This is a genomic window from Microvirgula aerodenitrificans DSM 15089 (genome assembly GCF_000620105.1).
In the GTDB taxonomy this organism is placed as follows: Bacteria; Pseudomonadota; Gammaproteobacteria; order Burkholderiales; family Aquaspirillaceae; genus Microvirgula; species Microvirgula aerodenitrificans.
The window spans coordinates 363,872-384,324 of record NZ_JHVK01000002.1 but is presented as its reverse complement, the minus strand read 5'-3'; the positions used below and the strand labels follow the sequence as shown (position 1 = coordinate 384,324).

General features: G+C 65.0%; 13 protein-coding genes. 9 read left to right on the top strand and 4 right to left on the bottom strand.

Annotation, left to right across the window (positions count from 1 at the left end):
- Positions 1–288 (top strand): integrase core domain-containing protein (locus tag Q352_RS22635; RefSeq protein WP_156952454.1); only part of this gene is annotated, 288 nt, incomplete at its 5' end.
- Positions 289–884: 596 nt separating this feature from the next.
- Here the strand turns inward: Q352_RS22635 and Q352_RS0103555 are convergent.
- Positions 885–1,709, bottom strand: coding sequence for a hypothetical protein (locus Q352_RS0103555; protein ID WP_146744999.1), 825 nt, complete (start codon positions 1,707–1,709; stop codon positions 885–887).
- 377 nt (positions 1,710–2,086) lie between these two features.
- On the opposite strand from Q352_RS0103555, the gene Q352_RS22145 reads away from it, so the two are divergent.
- Genes Q352_RS22145 through Q352_RS0103540 form a run of 3 tightly spaced genes read left to right on the top strand, consistent with a single transcriptional unit; the run spans position 2,087 to position 10,659 of the window.
- Positions 2,087–7,060 (top strand): S8 family serine peptidase, encoded by a 4,974-nt coding sequence (locus Q352_RS22145; RefSeq protein ID WP_051528647.1) that lies wholly within the window; start codon positions 2,087–2,089, stop codon positions 7,058–7,060.
- 33 nt (positions 7,061–7,093) lie between these two features.
- Positions 7,094–9,229, top strand: a complete 2,136-nt coding sequence (locus Q352_RS0103545) for a type I secretion system permease/ATPase (protein ID WP_028498166.1) — start codon at positions 7,094–7,096, stop codon at positions 9,227–9,229.
- Complete coding sequence (locus Q352_RS0103540) at positions 9,226–10,659, top strand: HlyD family type I secretion periplasmic adaptor subunit (RefSeq protein WP_036385129.1); 1,434 nt, start codon at positions 9,226–9,228, stop codon at positions 10,657–10,659. Before Q352_RS0103545 ends, Q352_RS0103540 begins: the two co-directional genes overlap by 4 nt.
- Here Q352_RS0103540 and Q352_RS0103535 read toward each other — a convergent pair whose 3' ends face one another.
- From Q352_RS0103535 to Q352_RS0103525, 3 genes are all read right to left on the bottom strand, one after another.
- Positions 10,660–12,237 carry a methyl-accepting chemotaxis protein gene (locus Q352_RS0103535; protein ID WP_169735630.1) on the bottom strand — a complete coding sequence of 526 codons (1,578 nt, stop codon included), beginning with the start codon at positions 12,235–12,237 and terminating at the stop codon, positions 10,660–10,662.
- Positions 12,238–12,430: 193 nt separating this feature from the next.
- Entirely contained in the window at positions 12,431–13,294 is an 864-nt protein-coding gene (locus tag Q352_RS0103530; protein WP_036385127.1) for a c-type cytochrome, read from the bottom strand.
- On the bottom strand, positions 13,281–14,561 hold the full coding sequence (locus Q352_RS0103525) for a c-type cytochrome (protein ID WP_036385125.1): 1,281 nt from the start codon (positions 14,559–14,561) through the stop codon (positions 13,281–13,283). The genes Q352_RS0103530 and Q352_RS0103525 overlap by 14 nt, the downstream gene beginning before the upstream one ends.
- Positions 14,562–14,952: 391 nt before the next feature.
- Here Q352_RS0103525 and miaB point away from each other — a divergent pair, with 391 nt between their 5' ends.
- The 5 genes from miaB to lnt all read left to right on the top strand — a co-directional run bounded on the left by miaB (position 14,953) and on the right by lnt (position 20,278).
- A complete protein-coding gene (gene miaB, locus Q352_RS0103520; RefSeq protein ID WP_028498161.1) occupies positions 14,953–16,287 on the top strand; it encodes a tRNA (N6-isopentenyl adenosine(37)-C2)-methylthiotransferase MiaB in 1,335 nt (444 codons plus the stop codon).
- A 37-nt stretch (positions 16,288–16,324) separates the two neighbouring features.
- Positions 16,325–17,305 (top strand): PhoH family protein, encoded by a 981-nt coding sequence (locus Q352_RS19630; RefSeq protein WP_036385123.1) that lies wholly within the window; start codon positions 16,325–16,327, stop codon positions 17,303–17,305.
- Positions 17,302–17,799, top strand: a complete 498-nt coding sequence (gene ybeY, locus Q352_RS0103510; RefSeq protein ID WP_028498160.1) for an rRNA maturation RNase YbeY — start codon at positions 17,302–17,304, stop codon at positions 17,797–17,799. The genes Q352_RS19630 and ybeY overlap by 4 nt, the downstream gene beginning before the upstream one ends.
- A gap of 9 nt (positions 17,800–17,808) precedes the next feature.
- Positions 17,809–18,672: a CorC family transporter gene (locus Q352_RS0103505; RefSeq protein ID WP_028498159.1), complete on the top strand. Its 864-nt coding sequence runs from the start codon at positions 17,809–17,811 to the stop codon at positions 18,670–18,672.
- A gap of 94 nt (positions 18,673–18,766) precedes the next feature.
- On the top strand, positions 18,767–20,278 hold the full coding sequence (lnt, locus tag Q352_RS19625; RefSeq protein WP_036385120.1) for an apolipoprotein N-acyltransferase: 1,512 nt from the start codon (positions 18,767–18,769) through the stop codon (positions 20,276–20,278).
- Positions 20,279–20,453: the final 175 nt, after the last annotated feature.

Genomic DNA, 20,453 nt, shown 5'->3' with positions numbered 1-20,453 from the left:
ACCAGTAAGGCGCTTGATGAATGGGCCTGCCGAAGAGGAGTTCGATTGCAATTCATTCGGCCGGGAAAGCCGGTAGACAATGCACATATCGAAAGCTTCAATGGCCGGTTTCGGGAAGAGTGTCTGAACCAGCATGTCTTTCGGAACCTGCATGATGCCAAGCAGAAAATCGAAGCCTGGCGCCAGGATTACAACGCCGCTCGGCCACATAGTGCGCTGGGCTACCTGACCCCGGTCGAATACCGGGAGAAGAATCATCCCCAACCAGTCCTGATTGCTAATTTATGACTGGGATACCGGGCGGGGGAAGGTCAGAGCGCATTGAGTGTGAACCTGTATTTCCAAAGCACTTCTTGATGAAGCCGCAACTCTCTACCTTAATGGCGAGCTAGAGACCACACGCTTGTTCCTACGGGATCTAGTGAATGCTACGTTCGGCTTTGAGCGGCTAGCTGCAGTCACGGACAAAGGTACATACCAAGTAAGAGCCTGCATCGGCGGTTCTCCCCCAAAGGTAATCCGAGCATGGACAACCTGGCGGCTATTTTCGGTGCCGTGCGTGGCCGTCTCAACGGTGGCCTTAAAGCCCATTTAGTGGAATTTTCTTGAGCAGCTGATCGTCAACAGACTGTCGACGCTATAGTTGTGCAAAGTCGATCACAGTTGCCCTAAGCCGCCATAAGGCATTGAAATGTCGCGTATTGGCGATCAGAGTGTGGCTATTCAGAAGGAATCATAATCCGCAGGTCCGGGGTTCGAGTCCCTGATTCGCCACCAGTATTTCCAAGGGGTTAGCGCAAGCTAACCCCTTTTCGTTGTGCCGGAAAAATGCGGGGAGGGGGCGTAACCACGCAAGGCCGGACGCCTCTCCCCCTGAGGCCGGCTTACTGTGCTGAAGCGCTGGCGGCAGCCGAAATGGCATTTCGTACCGCGGCATCATTCTGTTGCAGCAGCGCCTGCAGACGGGACAGTGCTTGCTGGTACTGGCCCTGTACGACAGGGTCGCTGAAGTTCAGCTGCTGACCGTCCGGGCTGACATGGCCCTGATGCTGCGCGGCCAGCGCGGCCATGGTGGACGCTTCGACAAGCATGTCATGCCGCAACTGATCCTGTTGTACCGTGAATCCTTCCGTGATCTGAATGGCCTTGTGCAGCTCGATCCGCAATGCATCCTTGATGCCTTCCGGTGCGTGGCTGGTTTCGATGATCTGTTTCATCCCGAGCGTGGCGGACTGGTTGGCCTGGACAAATTGCTGCTGAAGCTCGCCGAGCCTTTTCAGGTCAGCCACGGACTGTGCCGCACCGGCACGCGTGCTCAGACGGGCAGGGTTGATGTTCTGCGCCAGACTGATCTTGCCCATCCGGGCATCCAGCATTTTTGTCTGGCTGTTCATCGCGCGCAATGCCGCAGCCAGTTCATTGAGCAGCTGATTGCTCGCCATCTGCCATTTGTCTTGTGCCGTCAGCGCAACGGGGGAAAGGAATGGCACCGGCACCGTGGCTGCCCCCTGGTTGGCCGCCGCCAGATTCTTCTGCGCCGCAAGCGATGCCTGACGCAACAGGAACTGGTTGGAGATGACAAGCACCGACCACAGCAGAAACAGGCCGCCCATCACCAGCCGGGCCCGGGTGTAGAAGGCACGGCGGCGGGCGACCAGCGCCAGCAAACCGTAACCCGCCCCCATGCACAGCAGCATCAACCACATCATTTGCCCGCTGGCATCGCCGAATTGCATCAGCAGTGTGGCAACAGGCAGGACAAGCAGGGCGACGAGAGGCAGTGCCCATATGGCCTGCGCCGAAACAGTACGGAATTGCGGAAAGCGTATTGGCATACTGAAAATACTGAATGAATAGGGACGGGCAGTATGCCCTGACCAGGCCCTTTCATAAACAGCACACAGAGAGTTACTCCCGGCCGGGACGAGTCATATCAGACCTCGTGCTGTTCACTGTCTGTTCGCCGCAGGTTCAAGCAGTTTCTGCTATGCCGAATTTCAGATTCGTCCTATAGAAAAGCCGCACGACTCTGGCCTTTAATGCCTCCAGCGTAACGATGCCGGTGGCACTGAGGAGCGATGCAGCAATGAACGAACGGACAGAACGCACAGTGGCGGACGACATTCAGGTCCGTCTGGCGCAGACGGCCGGGGGCGTGCCAGACGTTCCTTCCTCTCCGGTAATCAATGCATTTGACGTTTATGCCGGCCGCAACCAGCCGGGCTGGCCGGGCCAGCGCCAGCTCGAAAGCGGTTTTGGCTGGCGACTGATTGTGGATGGGGACTGGCTGGAGCTGGGGCTGTCGGCGACGACCCGCTTTGCCGGCCATGCCGCCGCCGTCTGGATCCTGGCCGACGGCCTGAAGCCCAACAACGGCAATCCGCTGCCCCTCCCGCCATCCCCGTTTCTTCTCGGCAGTGAGGGGCACGACGCCATGCTGTGGCAGACCGGTGAACCGAGCCGGTCCGTTCTCGATGTCGGCATCGTACAGCTGACCGGTGATGCCGGCGTGAGCAAGAACCTGGGCAATGTTGGCCCGGGGGCCGGACTTGCGGTACTGGGCAGCGCCGGTGCCGATGTGCTGTGGGTCAATGATCAGTACCGGGACAGCCTGTTCGTTCACGGTGGTGATGGTGATGACCAGGTGCATGGCGGTGCGGCCAACGATGCCCTGTCCGGCGGTGAAGGGGCAGACTGGCTGCATGGCCGGGACGGAAACGACATCCTGCGCGGGCACCGGGGGCAGGACCGTCTTTATGGTGGCGCGGGCCATGACTACCTGGATGGCGGGCTGGACGACGACAGGCTGTATGGCGGGGCTGGCGACGACATCCTGCAGGGCGGGCCGGGCTGCAATGTCATTGATGGCGGCGAGGGGCAGGATATCGTCCGGTTGTCCGGCCTGTTTGCAGAGTACCGGTTGTCGCGGGAGGACGCCGGGCGGATCCGCATTATTGATACCGTGAACGGCCGGGATGGCGACAACCTGCTGAAGAATGTCGAAAAGCTGCATTTCATCGACTTTAGAATGAACAACATCCCGGACCTGACCCTCAGCGGGCCGGATGCCCCGCTCCCGGCCACGGATGTCCTGACCCATGATCGTGATGGCCTGCGGCTGGGGCGGCAGGGCGCCTTCGTGCTGGCTGCCAGGCAACTGCTGGGAAACGATGTCGACTGGCAGCAGGACGCGCTCCGGATCAGTTCGCTGTCCGGCGCGGTCGGGGGTACGGTCAGCCTGGAGCCGAATGGCGACGTGACATTTGTACCGCAGCCCGGCTTCGGCGGCCTCATGCGCTTCAAGTACACCATTGCGGATGCCCGGGGGCACAGGGCCGCCACCCTGCGGAGCGGCGCCGGCGATGAGTCGGCGCGCATGGCTGCCGAGGTCATGCTGCTGACGCCGGACCTGCCCGATGATCCGGCCCTGTACCGGCAATGGCATCTGCAAGAGGCGCGGGTGCTGCCCGTGTGGCGCGACTACACCGGCCGGGGGGTGCGCATCGGCATGTACGAACCCTCTGACATTCATGCCCGCAGCAAGGAAATCATGGATATGCACCACCCGGAGCTGCGGGCCCGCCTGGATCCGGTCTGGCTGGCCGAGGCGCGTCCGGGCCGGCTGGCCGGGATCGGCAGCGACGGGGAGTACAGCCGGCACGCCACCCAGGTGGCCGGCGTGATGGTGGCAGCGCGCAATGGCGATGGCGGTGTCGGCGTGGCTTATGGCGCCACGATGGGCGGACACTGGCTCACCGGGGGGGACTTTGCGTCACTGTCTAGCATGGCTGGATACGATGTGGTCAACCATAGCTGGTCGCTGCGGCAGCCATTCAGCCTGTCTTATTTCTCCGCGGAGGTGGACAGGATATTCAGCGATTACCTGGCCGCGGTCCGCAATGGCCGGGGCGGGCTGGGAACGACGAACGTGGTGTCGGCCGGCAATGGCTGGGCCGGCGGCGGCAATGCCAATTACTCCAACATGACCAACAGCCGGACGAACGTCGTCGTGGCGGCGCTTGATCCGGCCAGCGACCTGTCCATCCTGCGGACAGATGGCAAGCGCTTTTCCAACCCCGGGGCCAATGTGCTGGTCAGTGCGCCGGGCATGAGCATCGTGTCGGCCCAGCGCCGGGTGCAGCTCGACAATGGCTCGATTACGGGGGCGGAGCTGGACTCGGTGAGAGGGACCAGCTTTGCCGCCCCCATTGTGGCGGGGACGGTGGCCCTGATGCTGGAGGCGAATCCGCATCTCGGCTATCGCGATGTTCAGGACATCCTGGCATTGTCGGCGCGGCGTACCGGGCAGGGAGACTGGCAGGAAAATGGCAGCCGAAGCTGGAATGGCGGCAGCATGCATGTCAGCCACGACTACGGTTTTGGCTCGGTGGACGCCCTTGCTGCCGTGCGTCTGGCCGAAACCTGGAACAGGCAGCGTACCGCTTACAACGAATCCTCGATGAGCAGTGCGCTGGCTTCCGGCACGCTGGCCATGGCCATCCCCGATTACCAGGAAAACGGGGTTCGCCACAGCCTGCAGGTGACGGGCCTCGACCTGCAGGTCGAGACGGTGGCAGTCAGGGTAGTGCTGACGCACGAGCATGCCGGCGATCTGGTGCTGAAGCTGGTGTCACCGTCGGGGACCGAATCGATCCTCATGGACCGGCCTGGCAAGAGCAGGCGGCCTGGAGAAGGGACGCAGCACGGCAGCCGCCACTTCAATGACACTAACCATCTGGATTTCGTGTTTTCGAGCACGCACCATCGCGGCGAAGACCCGAATGGCATCTGGACACTTGAAATCAGCGACCGCGGGGCGGCGAATACCGGCACGCTGGAGCACTGGAGCTTCAATGTATTCGGGTCTGCCGGGCTGGCGGACGATCATTACGTGTACACCGACGAGTATGCGGCGCTGGCATCAGATCCATTGCGCAACCGCCTGTCGGATGACAATGGCGGGCATGACACGCTGAACCTGGCCGCCTTGTCCGGCGCCTGCCAGGTCGATCTCAAACGGAGTACGGCGACGCTTGCCGGTACGGCGCTGACCCTGATTGACGGCCGGCAGATCGAAGACGTGCTGGCGGGCGGGTTTGACGACAGCATTCATGGCAACGAGGGCGCCAATCTGCTGCGCGGGGGGCGTGGTGATGACCGGCTGTACGGGGCTGGCGGGGGGGATACGCTGGAAGGCGGGCCGGGGAACGACCGGATGACAGGCGGCGGCGGGGCCGACCTGTTCATCATTGAGCCGGAGGCGAATGCACAGGACGTGATCCTGGATCTCACCTCCAGCGAAGCTGGGGAGGGGGATATCGTGGCGCTGGTCGGGTTCACCCCGAACCTGCTGGCGGGCAGGAAGTACACCAGCCGAAGGACGAAGGAAACCGGACCGGAAACCCTGATTGAGCTGGGCAATGGCCAGACACTGTTGATCATGGACGGATTGATGAAGCCTGACAGCAGAATCATCGATTTTGCCGACCGTGCGCAGTTGCAGCAATGGCAACAGGCAAGGCATGCGACACCACTGATCGAGGGCGAACGGATACTGGATGCGCGCCGGGGACGTGTCAATCATAAAACCGGCGAGATTGGCGACGGTGCATTTCTCGGCGGAAAAGGGCCTGATCGTTTTCTGGTGCTGGCCAATACACGGCCGAACTGGTGGGTCAGCCTGCTCGCCTCCGTGACCATCAGGGTGTCCAACCTGATCATCGATTTCGACCCGGAGGCCGATACGATCGACCTGAGCCAGTTCGGCGGGCTGCACGATATCGGACAGTTGCGCATACGCGTGGCATACAGGACGTTTGGCTGGGATGGACAGTTGACCCAGGTGGCTGCCGAGCAGGGCGGGCAGTCGCTGATAGTGAATCTGTACAACGTTTCTCCGGAAGCCCTCAGTGAACGCAATTTCATCTTCGCCTCACCCGGAACCGCCGTGCCGCCGCCCGACCATCCCCCCGGCCCGCCGCGCGTCGGTGCGCCGCCTGTGCTGCTTGAGCGATTCGCCCCTGCCGCATTGCCGGTACCGGTCATTGCCGGCACCGGTGCTGCCGATACGCTGCTTGGTGACGCCGGCGGCAATCGGCTGATTGGCGGTCCGGGGGCCGACCGGATGGAGGGCGGTGCTGGCGACGACACCTATGACGTGGATGATGCCGGCGACAGGGTGATTGAACTGGCGGGCGGGGGCCATGACCTGGTGCGTTCGCGCATCGATTTCACCTTGCCGGACGAGGTCGAATGGCTGGAGCTGACCGGTAACGGGGACATCGACGGCACCGGCAATGCCGGCAGCAACCGCCTGGTCGGCAATGGCGCCGCCAACCTGCTGGATGGCCGTGCCGGCAGCGACACCCTGCTTGGCGGAGAGGGGAACGATGGCTACCGGGTCGATGACAGTGCCGACCGGGTTATCGAACTGGCCGGGCAGGGGCACGATACTGTTTTCGCCACGCTCTCGTTCACCCTGCCGTCGCATGTCGAAGACCTGGTGCTGAGTGGATCGGCCTCGCAGGATGGCAGCGGGAATGATCTGGACAACAACCTGACCGGCAACGCGTTGGCAAACCGGCTGTCCGGCGGCGCCGGCGATGACCGGATATACGGTCTGGACGGGCCGGACAGACTGAGCGGCGGCCGGGGGGACGACCTTCTGTACGGCGGGGAGGGGGGCGACGTGTTCCAGTTCGGCCGTGGGGACGGGCGGGATGTCATCGGCGATTTCGACTGGGACGATGACATCCTGCGCTTTGGTCCGGATATCGGCATGGAGCAGCTCTGGTTCCGGCGGAGCGACGCGGGGGACGTGAATGTCGGCGTGATCGGTACCGGCGACAGCGTCACCCTGGCTGGCGCCGGGCCGGCGGCGGCGGCGGTGCGCTACGATTATGCGATCGAGCTCCAGAATGGCAAGCAGTTGCTCAGCCACCAGGTCGATCAGCTGATCGAGGCCATGGCCCGCTTTGCGCCGCCGCCGATGGGACAGCAGAGCCTGCCGATGGCCAATCATCCGGTGCTGGCCAGCCTCGTCGCCAGCAGCTGGCGATGAGGGCGTCGCTTTCTCTCTGCCCGGTGCTGCGCCATGCCGGATAAGTCCGCGGTCGAGGCGCTGCCCGACACCGGCCTGATCTGCCTGGCGATGATGGCCCGGCTGCATGGCAAGATTGCCGATCCGGTGCAACTGGCCCATCAGTTCATGCCTGACGGGGGGCGCTTCGGCACTGCCGATATCCTGCTGGCGGCCCGCTCGCTGGCGCTGCATGCCCGCGCGGTCCGGGTTCCGGCCGACAGACTGGCGCGCACACCGCTGCCGGCACTGGCCCAGGATGCGGACGGGCGCTTCTATCTGCTGGCCCGCGTTGACCGGGACAGCGCACTGATCCACGATCCTTGCCAGCCGCGGGCGGAACGACTGTCGCTGGCGGCGTTGCGGGCACGGGGCTGCGACGAGCTGATCCTGTTCACCTCGCGGGCGTCGGTGCTGTCCCGTCTCGGCCGTTTCGATTTCAGCTGGTTCATCCCGGCGATCGTCAAATACCGCCGGCTGCTGCTGGAAACGCTGCTGGTCAGTGTTGCGCTGCAGTGCTTTGCCCTGATCACGCCGCTGTTTTTCCAGGTGGTGATGGACAAGGTGCTGCCGCACAACGGACTGTCGACGCTCGACGTGGTGGCCACCGCGTTTCTGGTCGTGGTCATCTTCGAGTCGGTGCTGGGCGCCTTGCGCGATTATGTCTTCGCCCATACGGCCAGCCGCATCGACGTCGAGCTGGGCGCGGTGCTGTTCCGCCATCTGCTGAAACTGCCGCTGTCCTATTTTCTGGCCCGCCGGGTGGGGGATTCGGTGGCCCGGGTGCGCGAGCTGGAAAATATCCGCGCATTTCTGACCGGCAATGCGATCACCCTGATCCTGGACCTGGTCTTTTCGCTGCTGTTCATCGTCGTCATGCTGTTCTACAGCGCCTGGCTGACACTGGTGGTGCTGGCCTCGTTGCCATGCTACGTCATGCTGTCGCTGCTGGTGACGCCGGTATTGCGCGCGAGACTGGACGAGAATTTCAATCGCGGCGCGGAGAACCAGGCGTTTCTGGTCGAGTCGGTTTCCGCCGTGGCGACGATCAAGTCGATGGCGGTCGAGCCGCAACTGACCCGGCACTGGGACCGGCAACTGGCCGCCTATGTGACATCCAGCTTCCGGGCCGGGGCCGTCGGCACGCTGGCGCATGCCGGGGTGGGGCTGATCGGCAAGCTGGTCACCGTCGCCACGCTGTGGCTCGGGGCGCGGCTGGTGCTGGAGCAGCAGCTGACCGTCGGGCAACTGGTGGCCTTCAACATGCTGGCCGGCCATGTGGCACAGCCGGTCATGCGGCTGGCCCGGCTGTGGACCGATTTCCAGCAGGTCGGCATTTCGATGCAGCGGCTGGGCGACATCCTGAATGCGCCGACCGAGGCGGCCGGCAACAGGACCATGATGCCGACGCTGGGTGGCGACATCCGCTTCGAACAGGTGTTCTTCCGTTATGGGCCGGATGGGCCGGATGTGCTGAAGAACGTCACGCTGGCGATCGCGCCGGGTGAGGTCATCGGCATCGTCGGCCGCTCGGGCTCGGGCAAGAGCACGCTGACCCGGCTGGTGCAGCGGCTGTATGTGCCGTCGCGCGGCCGGGTGCTGGTGGACGGCATGGATCTGGCGCTGGTCGACGCGTCATCGCTGCGTCGACAGATTGGTGTCGTGCTGCAGGAGAACATCCTGTTCAACCGGTCCATCCGGGAAAACATTGCGCTGGCCGACCCCGGTGCCAGCCTGGAAGCCGTCATGGCCGCAAGCCGGCTGGCCGGCGCGCATGACTTCATTGCTTCGCTGCCGGAGGCATACGACACGCCGGTCAGCGAACAGGGGGCGAGCCTGTCCGGCGGGCAACGGCAGCGCATTGCCATTGCCCGTGCGCTGATGGGCCGGCCGCGCGTCCTGGTGCTGGACGAGGCCACCAGCGCGCTGGATTACGAATCCGAGCGCATCGTCCAGGAAAACATGCGGGCTATCTGTCAGGGACGAACCGTCATCATCATTGCGCACCGCCTGTCCGCCGTGCGCGATGCCCACCGCATCGTGGTGATGGATGACGGCGAGATCGTCGAACAGGGGGCGCATGCGGCACTGCTGGCGATCCCCGGCGGGGTGTATGCCGGGCTGCACCGCCTGCAGCAGGGGGAAACATGAGGGGCCGGATCCGTGTCGGCCTGCAGGCTGCACTGCTGGTCCTGAGGCAGCATGCCGATGTCTGGCGGCTGACGTGGCGCCAGCGCAAGCTGCTGGACCCGCCACGGCGGCTGGCACAGGAAAGGGAATTCCTGCCCGCTGCGCTGGCCCTGCAGGACACCCCGGTGTCGCCGCTGCCGCGGCTGGCAATGTGGCTGCTGATCGGATTCCTGCTGATCGCCCTGCTGTGGTCCTGCATCGGCCAGGTCGACGTGGTGGCGGTGGCGGGCGGCAAGGTCATTCCGAACGGGCATACCAAGACCATCCAGTCGATGGAGGCGGCGGTCGTTCGCCAGATCCGGGTCGCCGACGGGCAGCGAGTCAGGGCCGGCGAGGTGCTGATTGCGCTGGACACGACCGGCGTGCATGCCGACCGGGACCGGATCCGGGGCGAGCTGGCCGTGGTCAGTGCGCAGCTCGCACGCAGCCAGGCCATGCTGGCGGGGCTGGGGCTGGGCCGTCTGCCGGCCATGGCACGGCCTGCCGGTGTGGATGATGCGCTGTGGAGCGAGGCCATCCGGCTGGCACAGGGGCAGTTCGACGAGTTTGTTGCCCGGCGGCGGCGGATCGAGGCGGAAGTGGCGCGGCGCGAGGCCGAACTGAAAGCCTCGCAGGCCCTGGTTCACAAGCTGGAGCTGACGCTGCCGTTTGCCCGCCAGCGCGAGGCATCGTACAAGGATCTGGCCGAACGGCAGTTCGTCTCCCGCCATGGCTATATGGAGCGCGAGCAGGCCAGGATAGAGCTGGAGGCGGATCTGGCGGCGCAGCGCAGCCGGCAGCAGGAAACGACGGAAGCGCTTGGCGAGGCGCGGGCGCGCCTGGTCGAGCTGGACACGGAGACGCGCCGGATTCAGCTGCAGGGCATCAACGACAGCCTGCAGAAAACCGCGGCACTGGAGCAGGACCGCATCAAGGCCGACATGCGAACCCGCTGGATGACGCTGACCGCACCGGTGGACGGGACGGTCCAGCAACTGGCAGTGCATACCGTCGGCGGGGTGGTGACGCCGGCCCAGCCGCTGATGCTGGTGGTGCCGCGGGACGGCGCGCTGGAGGTGGAGGCGTTTGTCGCCAACAAGGATGTCGGTTTCGTCCATGCCGGGCAGTTGGCCGAGATCAAGGTGGAGACCTTCCAGTTCACCCGCTACGGCACGATCCCGGCAACGGTCGTTTCGGTGTCGCACGATGCGATCAACGATGAGCGGCGCGGGCTGGTCTATGCGGCCCGGATCCGGCTGCACCGGACGTCGATCCGTGTCGACGGGCGCGAGGTCGGGCTGGCGCCGGGCATGGCGGTCTCGGCCGAGATCAGGACCGGCACGCGCCGGGTGATCGATTTCTTCCTCAGCCCGCTGCAGCAGTACCGGGACGAAAGCCTGCAGGAACGCTGATCAGGTGTGGCTGGCCGGCAGGCGGAAGATGGCGACGGTCTGCTCCAGCGCCTCGACCGTTGCATTCAGCGTGTCGGTGGTGCTGGCCAGATTCTCCGTGGCCTGGTGATTGTTGGCGGTCATGCTGGCGACCTGCTCGACACGCCTGGCGATATCGAGCGCGCCGGTCCGGGTTTCGCTCAGGGCGGCCAGGATGCGGCCCAGCTCGCTGCGCGCCGTGTCGGCGTCCTGGCGGACATCGCTCATGATGGCCAGCGCCTGGTTTGCGTCGCTGACGGTGCTTTGCACCTGCTCGGCCCCGTCATGAATGCTCCTGACCGCCTGGCGGGTCAGGCCGGTCACGTCGATGGTGACCCGGTTGATCGATTCGGTCGCGGTCGCCGTGCGCTCGGCCAGTTTGCGGACTTCGTCCGCCACCACGGCGAAACCGCGACCGGATTCGCCGGCGCGCGCCGCCTCGATGGCGGCATTCAGCGCCAGCAGATTGGTCTGGTCGGCCACGTCGCGGATCAACTGCACGATATGGTCGATTTCGACGATCTTCTCGTCGAGTTGCTGGATCTCGTCGGCAGCCTGGCCGACCGTTGTCGCGGCATGGGTCACCAGATTGACCACACTGCGGATGCTGGCCTCGCCCTGCAGTGCCGATTCGCCGCTTTCCTCGACCTTGCGCGTCGCGTCGAGCATGGTGTCGATGGCGACCGACAACTGCTCGGTCGCCGACGCGATGGCATCGGTGGCCAGCGTTTGCTGGCGGCTGTTGCCGCTGAGCGAATGCGCGTGTGCACCGACATCGACCGAGACGCGCTGCAGTACCTGCGCCTGCTGGTTCAGCCGGGACAGAATGTCGCGCCAGCGCGACTGCATATTGACCAGTGCCGTCAGCAGGCTGTTCTCGCTGGAGGTGCCGGTCTTGATGGTGTGGGTAAAGTCGCCATCAGCAATCGACTGGGTCAGCTTGCGTGCCGTGACCGGTTCGCAGCCGAGCTGGCGGAAAATGCTGCGGTACAGACCCCACGAGGCGATGATGACCACCGCCAGCGAGATCAGGCACAGCAGGATCAGCCCGTAGCGCGTCATGTCGAGTGCGTTGAGCTGTTTTGCCCCGCTGTCCCGGGCTTCGGTGACAATTTTCTCGCGCAGGGCCTGCAGGCGCTGGTCCGACGCGCTGGTCTGGGCATCGAAACCATCGGGCGCCTGCATGATGGCATTGCCGGCTTCACGGCTTTGCTGGTAGGCAGCGGCCATGCGGATGCCGGTGTCGTACAGATGCCGGGCCGCGCTGGCGAGTGCCTGGCTGTCGTCGCGCAGGGGCGGGGCCAGCCTGGCGATATCGTCGAGGCGGGCCAGCGCATCATCGCGGGCCTTGGCGGCTTCTTTCAGGCTGTCGGCGTTGCCGGTGGCGGCGGTGTCGGTCATGAACTGCTGGATCTGCACGAAGTCGTAGCGGACTTCGGCCAGACCGGCGACCAGCGGCTCGACCACATTGCGGTTGGTATCGTACAGGGCGGACAACTGTTGCAGACGCAGCAGCGGGACGATGGTCAGCGCCAGAATCAGACCGATGCTGAGCAGCATGAAACCCTTCAACAGGGGCCCGACCCGATTCATTGACAGCCGCATGCCGCTCTTTCATTGTCGGTTGGAGTAACTACGACAATAGCATGCGGCTTTGCCATGCACTGCAAAATCCTTTGCGCCGGGCGGGCGCCGGGCAAAAAAAACCCGCCATGGCTGGCGGGAAAAGTAACCTTGAAAAAAACCTGGAGAATCAATCGCGGGCGTCTTTGGGTTTGCCTCCTTTCGGCCAGTCTTTCAATCGGTCGGGGAAATCGGGGCGCGGCTGGTGGGTGAAGTACTCGGCCACGTCGACGGCGTCCTGCGGGCTCAGCGCGCCGCCCTGACCCAGCGGGGCATTCAGTCCGTGCGCAATCGGCATGTTGTGCAGCACGAAGGCCGCGGCGGTATAGGTCCGGGCCATGCCGGCGCCGATATTGAAGGACTGGGGGCCCCACAGCGGCGGGAACACGAACTCGCCATTCCGCTTCCTGCCCTGCCCGTCGTCGCCGTGACAGCTGGCGCAACTGGCTGCGTATACCGCCTTGCCGCGTACCGGATCGGGAACCAGATCCTTGTTGATCTTGCCGATGCCGCGACCGGTCCTGTCACCGCGCGGCACGTCGGCCGACAGCCAGCGCATATAGGCCAGCATTGCGCGCATCTCGCGCGAATCGGGCGGCAGCGGCTTGCCGTTCATCGAGCGGCGGAAACAGCCGTTGATGCGTTCGGTCAGCGTGACGTCGCGACCGGCGCGCGGGTTGTAGCCGGGATAGTCGTTCCAGACGCCGACGAATGGCGAAGCCTTCGCCACCTTGCCGGCGCCGAGGTGGCAGCTCGAACAGTTGAGCGCGTTGCCGACATTGCCCGGCAGCAGGCGCGCGGTCTCATTGGTCAGCCGCTGTCCGAGCCGGATCTGCGCGCCGGCCTCGCCGGGCGGCATGCTGCTGTCGCGCGGCGGCGAGAACGGGCGTGCGCCGGCCGGCTGCGCCCAGGTGGGCGACGCGGCCAGGCAGAACGCCAGGGTGGCGGCGCCGGCCCAGCCGGCGAGGACGGAGATGCGGTCAGCGGCGTTCATGCGATTTCTCCAGCGATTCGCGGACAGCGGCGACATCGGCCTCGCTGACCGCGCTTGCGTGATTGCCCCAACTGGAGCGGATAAAGGACAGGACCTCGGCGGTTTCGCGGTTGTTGAGCTGCGGCAGGCCAGGCATGGCAAAAGCCATGGTGTCGGCGACGGTATGCGGCATGCGCCCGCCCTCGAGCACGATGCGGATCAGCGAGCGCGTATCGTCGGTCAGCAGTACCGAGTTGCCGGCCAGCGCCGGATAGATGCGCGGGAAGCCGCCGCCATCATCGCGGTGACAGCTGGCGCAGAACTCGACATAGGTACTGGCGCCCGGCTGACGGTAGTCGCCGCTGCGCAACTGGCCCCGGGTGACATGGGCGCGGGCGGCCGAATAGACCGTTGGCGCACCGGCACTGGCCGGCAGGGCCTTCAGATAGGTCGCCACGGCGGCCAGATCAGTCCGTTCCAGATGGCTGCTGCTGTGCTCGATGACCTCGGCCATGCCGCCGAATGCCGCACTCTTGTCATTGCGGCCGGTTTTCAGGAACTCGACGATATCGGCCTCGCTCCAGTCGCCGAGCCCGCGGCCCTTGTCGCCGCGCAGGCTCTTGGCGAACCAGCCGCCGATATTGTTGCCGGCCAGGAACTCGCTGCCGTCGCGCGCGCTCAGTGCCTTTTCCTGATAGGCGAGGCCGCGTGGCGTGTGACAGGAACCGCAGTGGGCCAGCCCCTCGACCAGATAGGCGCCACGATTCCATGCCGCACTCCTGTCCGCCTGGACCCTGTAAGGCCGCGCGTCGACGAACAGCCAGTTCCAGACCTTCAGCGGCCAGCGCATGCTCAGCGGCCACGGGATGTCGCTGCCCCGGTTTGGCTGGCTGACTGCCGGCACGCCGGCCATGAAGAACGCGTACAGATCGCGCATGTCGGCGTCGCTGACGCTGGCATACGACGGATACGGCATGGCCGGGTACAGCGGGTCGCCATTGGCGGCCACGCCTTCGCGGACCGCGCGGGCAAACTGGTCGTAGCTGTAGTTGCCGATGCCGGTTTTCCGGTCGGGCGTGATATTGGTCGCGTAGATGCGGCCGACCGGCGTGTCGAACGGCAGACCGCCCGCGTAGGCGGCGCCACCCGGCCGGGTATGGCAGGCGATACAGTCGCCGGCCCGGGCCAGGTACTGACCGCGTCTGATCGAATCCGTGCTGAACGCGGCCTGCACGCAGGCAGGCAGCAACAGCAGCATGAGCGCGGCGCTGAGTCCTGAATGTCGCATGGCACCCCCCTGGATGAATCGCTATGGAATGCCGCCAATCTATCCATCGGCCCGCCGGCCGGCATGGGGGAGACGCGCAACCCGGCTAGGCGATCAACACAATTGTCCGGTAGGCGGAAATGTGCTAGCCAGTCAGGGGGTTGAAGCAACTGTTTGATTCTGATGCGGTTTCATGAAATGTCGTCGTTCTGCGCCGCAGGCGGACAAATGCATGCCGTTTGCTGCAGATCAACCGTGCCGGGGCCGGGGCTGCGCGCCAGAGACGGGATTTTGTCCGGCCGGCGGTTTTTCGCCCGGTTGATGCAGATGCTACAATTCGCGTAACCGAATTCATTTCGAGGCACAAAAACCGGCATTGGCCGGTTTTGCCTTCTTATTTTCATAAAGTCGCATGAAAAAGCTCTATATCAAGACATTCGGCTGCCAGATGAACGAGTATGACTCGGACAAGATGGCCGATGTGCTCGGCGCAGGCGAGGCACTGTCCAGAACCGACTCGCCGGAAGACGCGGACATCATCCTGTTCAACACCTGTTCGGTGCGGGAAAAGGCCCAGGAGAAAGTGTTCTCCGATCTGGGGCGCGTCCGCCACCTGAAACAGTTGAACCCGGATCTGGTGATCGGCGTCGGTGGCTGCGTGGCCTCGCAGGAAGGGGACGCCATTGTCCGGCGCGCACCGTTCGTCGACGTGGTGTTCGGGCCGCAGACCCTGCACCGTCTGCCGGAAATGATTGCCGCACGCCGCGCCGAAGGCCGGGCCCAGGTCGATATCTCGTTCCCGGAAATCGAAAAATTCGATCACCTGCCGCCGGCCCGGGTCGACGGTGGTGCCGCCTTCGTGTCGATCATGGAAGGCTGTTCCAAGTACTGTACCTTCTGTGTCGTGCCGTACACGCGCGGCGAGGAAGTCAGCCGGCCGCTGGCCGACGTGCTGGCCGAAATCGCCGGGCTGACCGCGCAGGGCGTCAAGGAAATCACGCTGCTGGGGCAGAACGTCAACGCCTATCGCGGGCGGATGGACGATGGCGAAATCGCCGACTTCGCCTTCCTGCTCGACTGCGTGCACGAGGTGCCCGGCGTCGAACGCATCCGCTTCACCACCAGCCACCCGCGTGAATTCACCGACCGGCTGATTGACTGCTTCGCCCGGCTGCCGAAGCTGGTGTCACACCTGCACCTGCCGATCCAGTCCGGTTCCGACCGCCTGCTGGCGGCGATGAAGCGCGGCTATACCGTGCTCGAATACAAATCGATCGTGCGCAAGCTGCGCGCGGTACGTCCGGACCTGTGCCTGAGTTCGGACTTTATCGTCGGCTTCCCCGGCGAGACAGACGACGACTTCGCCCGCACCCTCAAGCTGGTCGAGGAACTGGACTACGACGCCAGCTTCGTGTTCATCTACTCGCCGCGCCCCGGCACGCCGGCGGCAGACCTGCCGGACACGACGCCGCACGAGGTCAAGATCCGGCGCCTGCAGGCGCTGACGGACGTGCTGGACCGCAATACACTGGCGATCAACGAAGCCATGGTGGGTACCGTGCAGCGGGTGCTGGTCGAGGGCATATCCCGCCGCGACGGCAACGAGCTGGCGGCGCGCAGCGCCAACAATCGCGTGGTGAATGTGGTCGGTCATCCGCGTTTGCTGAATTCGATGATCGAAGTTGTCATCACGGAAGCCTATTCTCACAGCGTGCGTGGAGAAATCCTCACCGTCGAGTCCGATTAACCCCATCGTTCCCTCGCCACAGCGGGGGGCTGGTCGTATGCCCCATATTGAACATATCGCCTTCAATCCGGTCGACAACGCGCGGCTCATGAATCTGTGCGGCGCGCTGGACGACAACCTCAAGCAGATCGAAACCGCGCTCGATGTCGCCATCTCGCGCCGCAACGAGAAATTCAAGATCGCCGGCAGCCGTGCCCGTGAAGCGGTGCAGGTGCTGGAGTCGTTCTACCTGCGCGCGCAGCGGGCGCTGGATGTCGAGGACATCCAGCTCGGGCTGATCGAACTGAAGCGCGGCATGGATCCTGAGACCACGGCCGAGGTCGAGGGCGGTACGCCGGCGCTGATGACGCGCAAGGGCGACCTGTTCGGCCGCACACCGGGGCAGAACGTCTATATCCGTGCCATCCAGAATCACGATGTGACTTTCGGCATTGGCCCGGCCGGTACCGGCAAGACCTATCTGGCGGTCGCCAGTGCGGTCGACGCGATGGAGCGCGACGCGGTCAAGCGCATCGTGCTGGTCCGTCCCGCGGTCGAGGCCGGCGAGAAGCTTGGCTTCCTGCCTGGTGATCTGGCGCAGAAGGTCGACCCGTATCTGCGGCCGCTGTACGACGCGCTGTATGACCTGATGGGCTTCGACCGGGTGGCCAAACTGTTCGAGAAGAACCTGATCGAGATCGCGCCGCTGGCCTATATGCGCGGCCGGACGCTGAACCATGCCTTCATCATCCTCGACGAGGCGCAGAACACCACCCCGGAGCAGATGAAAATGTTCCTGACCCGCATCGGCTTTGGCTCGCGCGCGGTGGTGACCGGCGACGTGACCCAGATCGACCTGGCCCGGCACCAGAAGAGCGGGCTGGTCGAGGTCGAACGCATTCTCAGCAATGTGCGCGGCATTGCCTTTCACCATTTCAACAGCGAAGACGTCGTGCGCCATCCGCTGGTGCAGAAGATCGTCGACGCTTACGACCGCTGGAACGAAACCGGCGACGCAGCAGAAGAAAGACACGCATGAAACTTGCCAGGACACGCTTCCGTCCCGCCCCGAAACAACTCGACCTCGATGTCGGACTCAGCGTCTGTCCGCCCGGCACGCCGTCGCCGTCGGCCTTTGCGCGCTGGATCAGCGCCGCGCTCGGCAACACCCGCCGTGCGCAGCTGTCGCTGCGCGTGGTCGATGAAGAAGAAGGCCGCGCGCTGAACCACCAGTACCGCGACAAGGACTACGCGACCAATGTGCTGACCTTTGCGCTGAACGAGGGCGAGGACAGCATCGCCGGCCTGCCGCTGTTCGGCGACATCGTGCTGACCGCGCCGGTGGTGGCGCGCGAGGCGGAAGAGCAGGGCAAGAGCATCGAAGCGCATTATGCCCACCTGACCGTGCACGGTGTCCTGCACCTGCAGGGCCACGACCACCAGTCGGACGAGGAAGCGGAAGCGATGGAGTCGCTCGAAACCCGCATCCTGGCCCGCCTGGGATACCCCGACCCTTACGCCGAGGAGCGTTGAACCCCGCTTATGGACGACCCCAGTAGTAGTCACAAACCCGGCTGGCTGGAACGCCTGTCCGCCATGCTGCTGCGCGAACCCGAGGACCGCAAGGAACTCGTGACGCTGCTGCATTCCGCCTTCGAGCGCAACCTGCTCGATGCCGAAGCGCTGTCGATGATCGAGGGCGTGCTGGCCGTGTCCGAGCTGGCCGTGCGCGACGTGATGATCCCGCGCAGCCAGATGGACGTGGTGCAGGTCGACGACTCGGTCGAGACCTTCCTGCCGTTCGTGCTCGAGTGCGCGCACTCGCGCTTCCCGGTCATCGGCGACAGCAAGGACGAGGTGATCGGCATCCTGCTGGCCAAGGAACTGCTGCAGTACTTCGCCGATCCGGCCGGCTTCGACCTGCGCGACAGCCTGCGGCCGGCGGTGTTCATCCCCGAATCCAAGCGCCTGAACGTGCTGCTGCGCGAGTTCCGCCAGACGCGCAACCACATGGCCATCGTCGTCGACGAGTATGGCGGCGTGGCCGGCGTGGTGACCATCGAGGACGTGATCGAGCAGATCGTCGGCGATATCGAGGACGAATACGACTTCGACGAGACCGAGGGCTATATCGTCCCCGGCCGCAACGGGCGCTGGCGGGTCAAGGCGATCACCGAGATCGAGGACTTCAACGAGGCGTTCCACACCGATTTCCCCGATGACGAAGTCGATACCATCGGTGGCCTGGTGGTCGCGCAGTTTGGCCATCTGCCGAAGCGTGGCGAAGTGGTCGAGTTTGCCGGCTGGCGCTTCACCGTCCAGCGGGCCGACAGCCGGCGGGTACAGGTGCTGCTGGTCGAGCGCCTGCCCGAGCAGATGTCGCTTCTGGCTTCTTCCGACGAATGAGCGGCCGGCAGGGGTGTACCTTGCCCGCCCGTCATTCCCTGTCTGCAATCCGCCGCGCGGCTGGCCGCGCGGCCTTTTTGTTTGAACCCCATCCGTGAAGCGTCTGCTGCCCTTTCTGTTCACCGGCCTTGTCGGTCTCGCCTATCCTGCCACCCTCGCACCGTACGGACATGGCTGGCTGGTCCTGCCGCTGCTGGCGATCCTGTTCTCGCAGGTGTTCACCGCCCGTCCCGGCCGCGCCTTCGTGCTGGCCTATCTGTGGGCGCTGAGCGGCTTTACCGCCAGCTTTTACTGGACCTATCTGAGCCTGCACGACATTGCCGGCCTGCCGGCGGTGTTTGCCGGTCCGCTGACCCTGCTGCTGCCGGCCTGGCTGGCGCTGTTCCCGGCTGTCGCCACGGCGCTGGCGGCGTGGCTGGCCCAGGCCAGCGGCCGTCGCAGCGGCGCCTGGCTGCTGGGCTGGCCGGCGCTGTGGACGATCTTCGAGTGGGTACGCGGCTGGCTCATCACCGGTTTCCCGTGGGGCTCGCTCGGCTATACGCAGATTCCCGATGGCCCGCTGGCCGGCTATGCGCCGGTGCTCGGCATCTTCGGTGTCAGCTGGGCGGTGGCGTCCAGTGGCGCGGTGCTCGGCTGGCTGCTGTCGCTGCTCGGCGGCGGCCAGACCACGGTGCGCCGGCCGTGGCAGGCGGCACTGTCGACCGGGCTGGTCGCCGTGCTGTGGGCCGGTGGCGCGTCGTTCGCCCGGGTGGAGTGGACCCGTCCGGTGGGGGCGCCGCTGACCGTGTCGCTGGCCCAGGGTGCGATCCCGCAATCGATGAAATGGGACCCGGCCTCGTTTGAACTGACGCTGCAGGTCTATGCGGAGCAGGTGGTGGCCGCGCGCGGCAAACTGATCGTGCTGCCGGAAACCGCCTTCCCGCTGATGTACGACCAGATGCCGCCCGAGTACCTGCAGGCGATGCGCAAGCTGGTCGAGTCGCGCGGGGCCGAGCTGGTGTCCGGCGTGCCGGACCGGGGCGATGGCGACCGCTACTACAACAGCGTGGTCAGCGTGACCGGCGGGCAGCAGCGCTACAGCAAGGACCACCTGGTGCCGTTTGGCGAGTTCGTCCCGCTGCCGTGGCTGACCGGCTGGCTGTACCGCTACATGAACATGCCGCTGGCCGGCTTTACCCCGGGCGGCGCCAACCAGGCGCCGATGACGCTGGCCGGACAGCGCGTGGCCTTCAACGTCTGCTACGAGGACAGCTTCGGCGAAGAACTGATCGGCCCGGCGCGCGAGGCGACCCTGCTGGCCAACGTCAGCAACATGGCGTGGTTCGGTCACTCGAATGCTGCCTGGCAGCACCTGCAACTGGCACAGGCACGCGCGCTGGAAACCGGGCGACCGATGATTCGTGCGACCAATACCGGCCTGACGGCCGTGGTCGACCATCGCGGTCGTGTCGTCGCCAGCCTGCCGCAGTTCCAGCGCGGGGTGCTGGAAAGCACGGTGCAGGGCCGCACCGGGCTGACGCCCTACATGCGGCTCGGCAACGGCCCGGTCATCGTGCTGGCGCTGCTGGTGCTGGGGCTGTTTGCGGGCAGACGGCGGCGGCGCTGATTCAGCGTAGCGAAGAACGGACGAGCCCCGCGACGGCGGGGCCGGAAGGGGCCGGGCGCAATCAATCCGCCAGACTGCGGTACTCACGACAGGTTCTGCCCGTCGGGCGTGTGCCGACGCCACGGTGGCTGTCGGTGCCCACCGCCATGAGCCCTTTTCGCCGCCATTGATCCCA

Excerpts from the sequence above, each read along its gene's own strand:
- Q352_RS0103545 (WP_028498166.1), top strand. The coding sequence starts at position 7,094 with ATGCCGGATAAGTCCGCGGTCGAGGCGCTGCCCGACACCGGCCTGATC.
- ybeY (WP_028498160.1), top strand. The coding sequence starts at position 17,302 with ATGAAACTTGCCAGGACACGCTTCCGTCCCGCCCCGAAACAACTCGAC.
- Q352_RS19630 (WP_036385123.1), top strand. The coding sequence starts at position 16,325 with ATGCCCCATATTGAACATATCGCCTTCAATCCGGTCGACAACGCGCGG.
- Q352_RS0103525 (WP_036385125.1), bottom strand. The coding sequence starts at position 14,561 with ATGCGACATTCAGGACTCAGCGCCGCGCTCATGCTGCTGTTGCTGCCT.
- Q352_RS0103530 (WP_036385127.1), bottom strand. The coding sequence starts at position 13,294 with ATGAACGCCGCTGACCGCATCTCCGTCCTCGCCGGCTGGGCCGGCGCC.
- Q352_RS0103535 (WP_169735630.1), bottom strand. The coding sequence starts at position 12,237 with ATGCTGCTCAGCATCGGTCTGATTCTGGCGCTGACCATCGTCCCGCTG.
- miaB (WP_028498161.1), top strand. The coding sequence starts at position 14,953 with ATGAAAAAGCTCTATATCAAGACATTCGGCTGCCAGATGAACGAGTAT.
- Q352_RS0103540 (WP_036385129.1), top strand. The coding sequence starts at position 9,226 with ATGAGGGGCCGGATCCGTGTCGGCCTGCAGGCTGCACTGCTGGTCCTG.
- Q352_RS0103505 (WP_028498159.1), top strand. The coding sequence starts at position 17,809 with ATGGACGACCCCAGTAGTAGTCACAAACCCGGCTGGCTGGAACGCCTG.
- Q352_RS22145 (WP_051528647.1), top strand. The coding sequence starts at position 2,087 with ATGAACGAACGGACAGAACGCACAGTGGCGGACGACATTCAGGTCCGT.
- Q352_RS0103555 (WP_146744999.1), bottom strand. The coding sequence starts at position 1,709 with ATGATGTGGTTGATGCTGCTGTGCATGGGGGCGGGTTACGGTTTGCTG.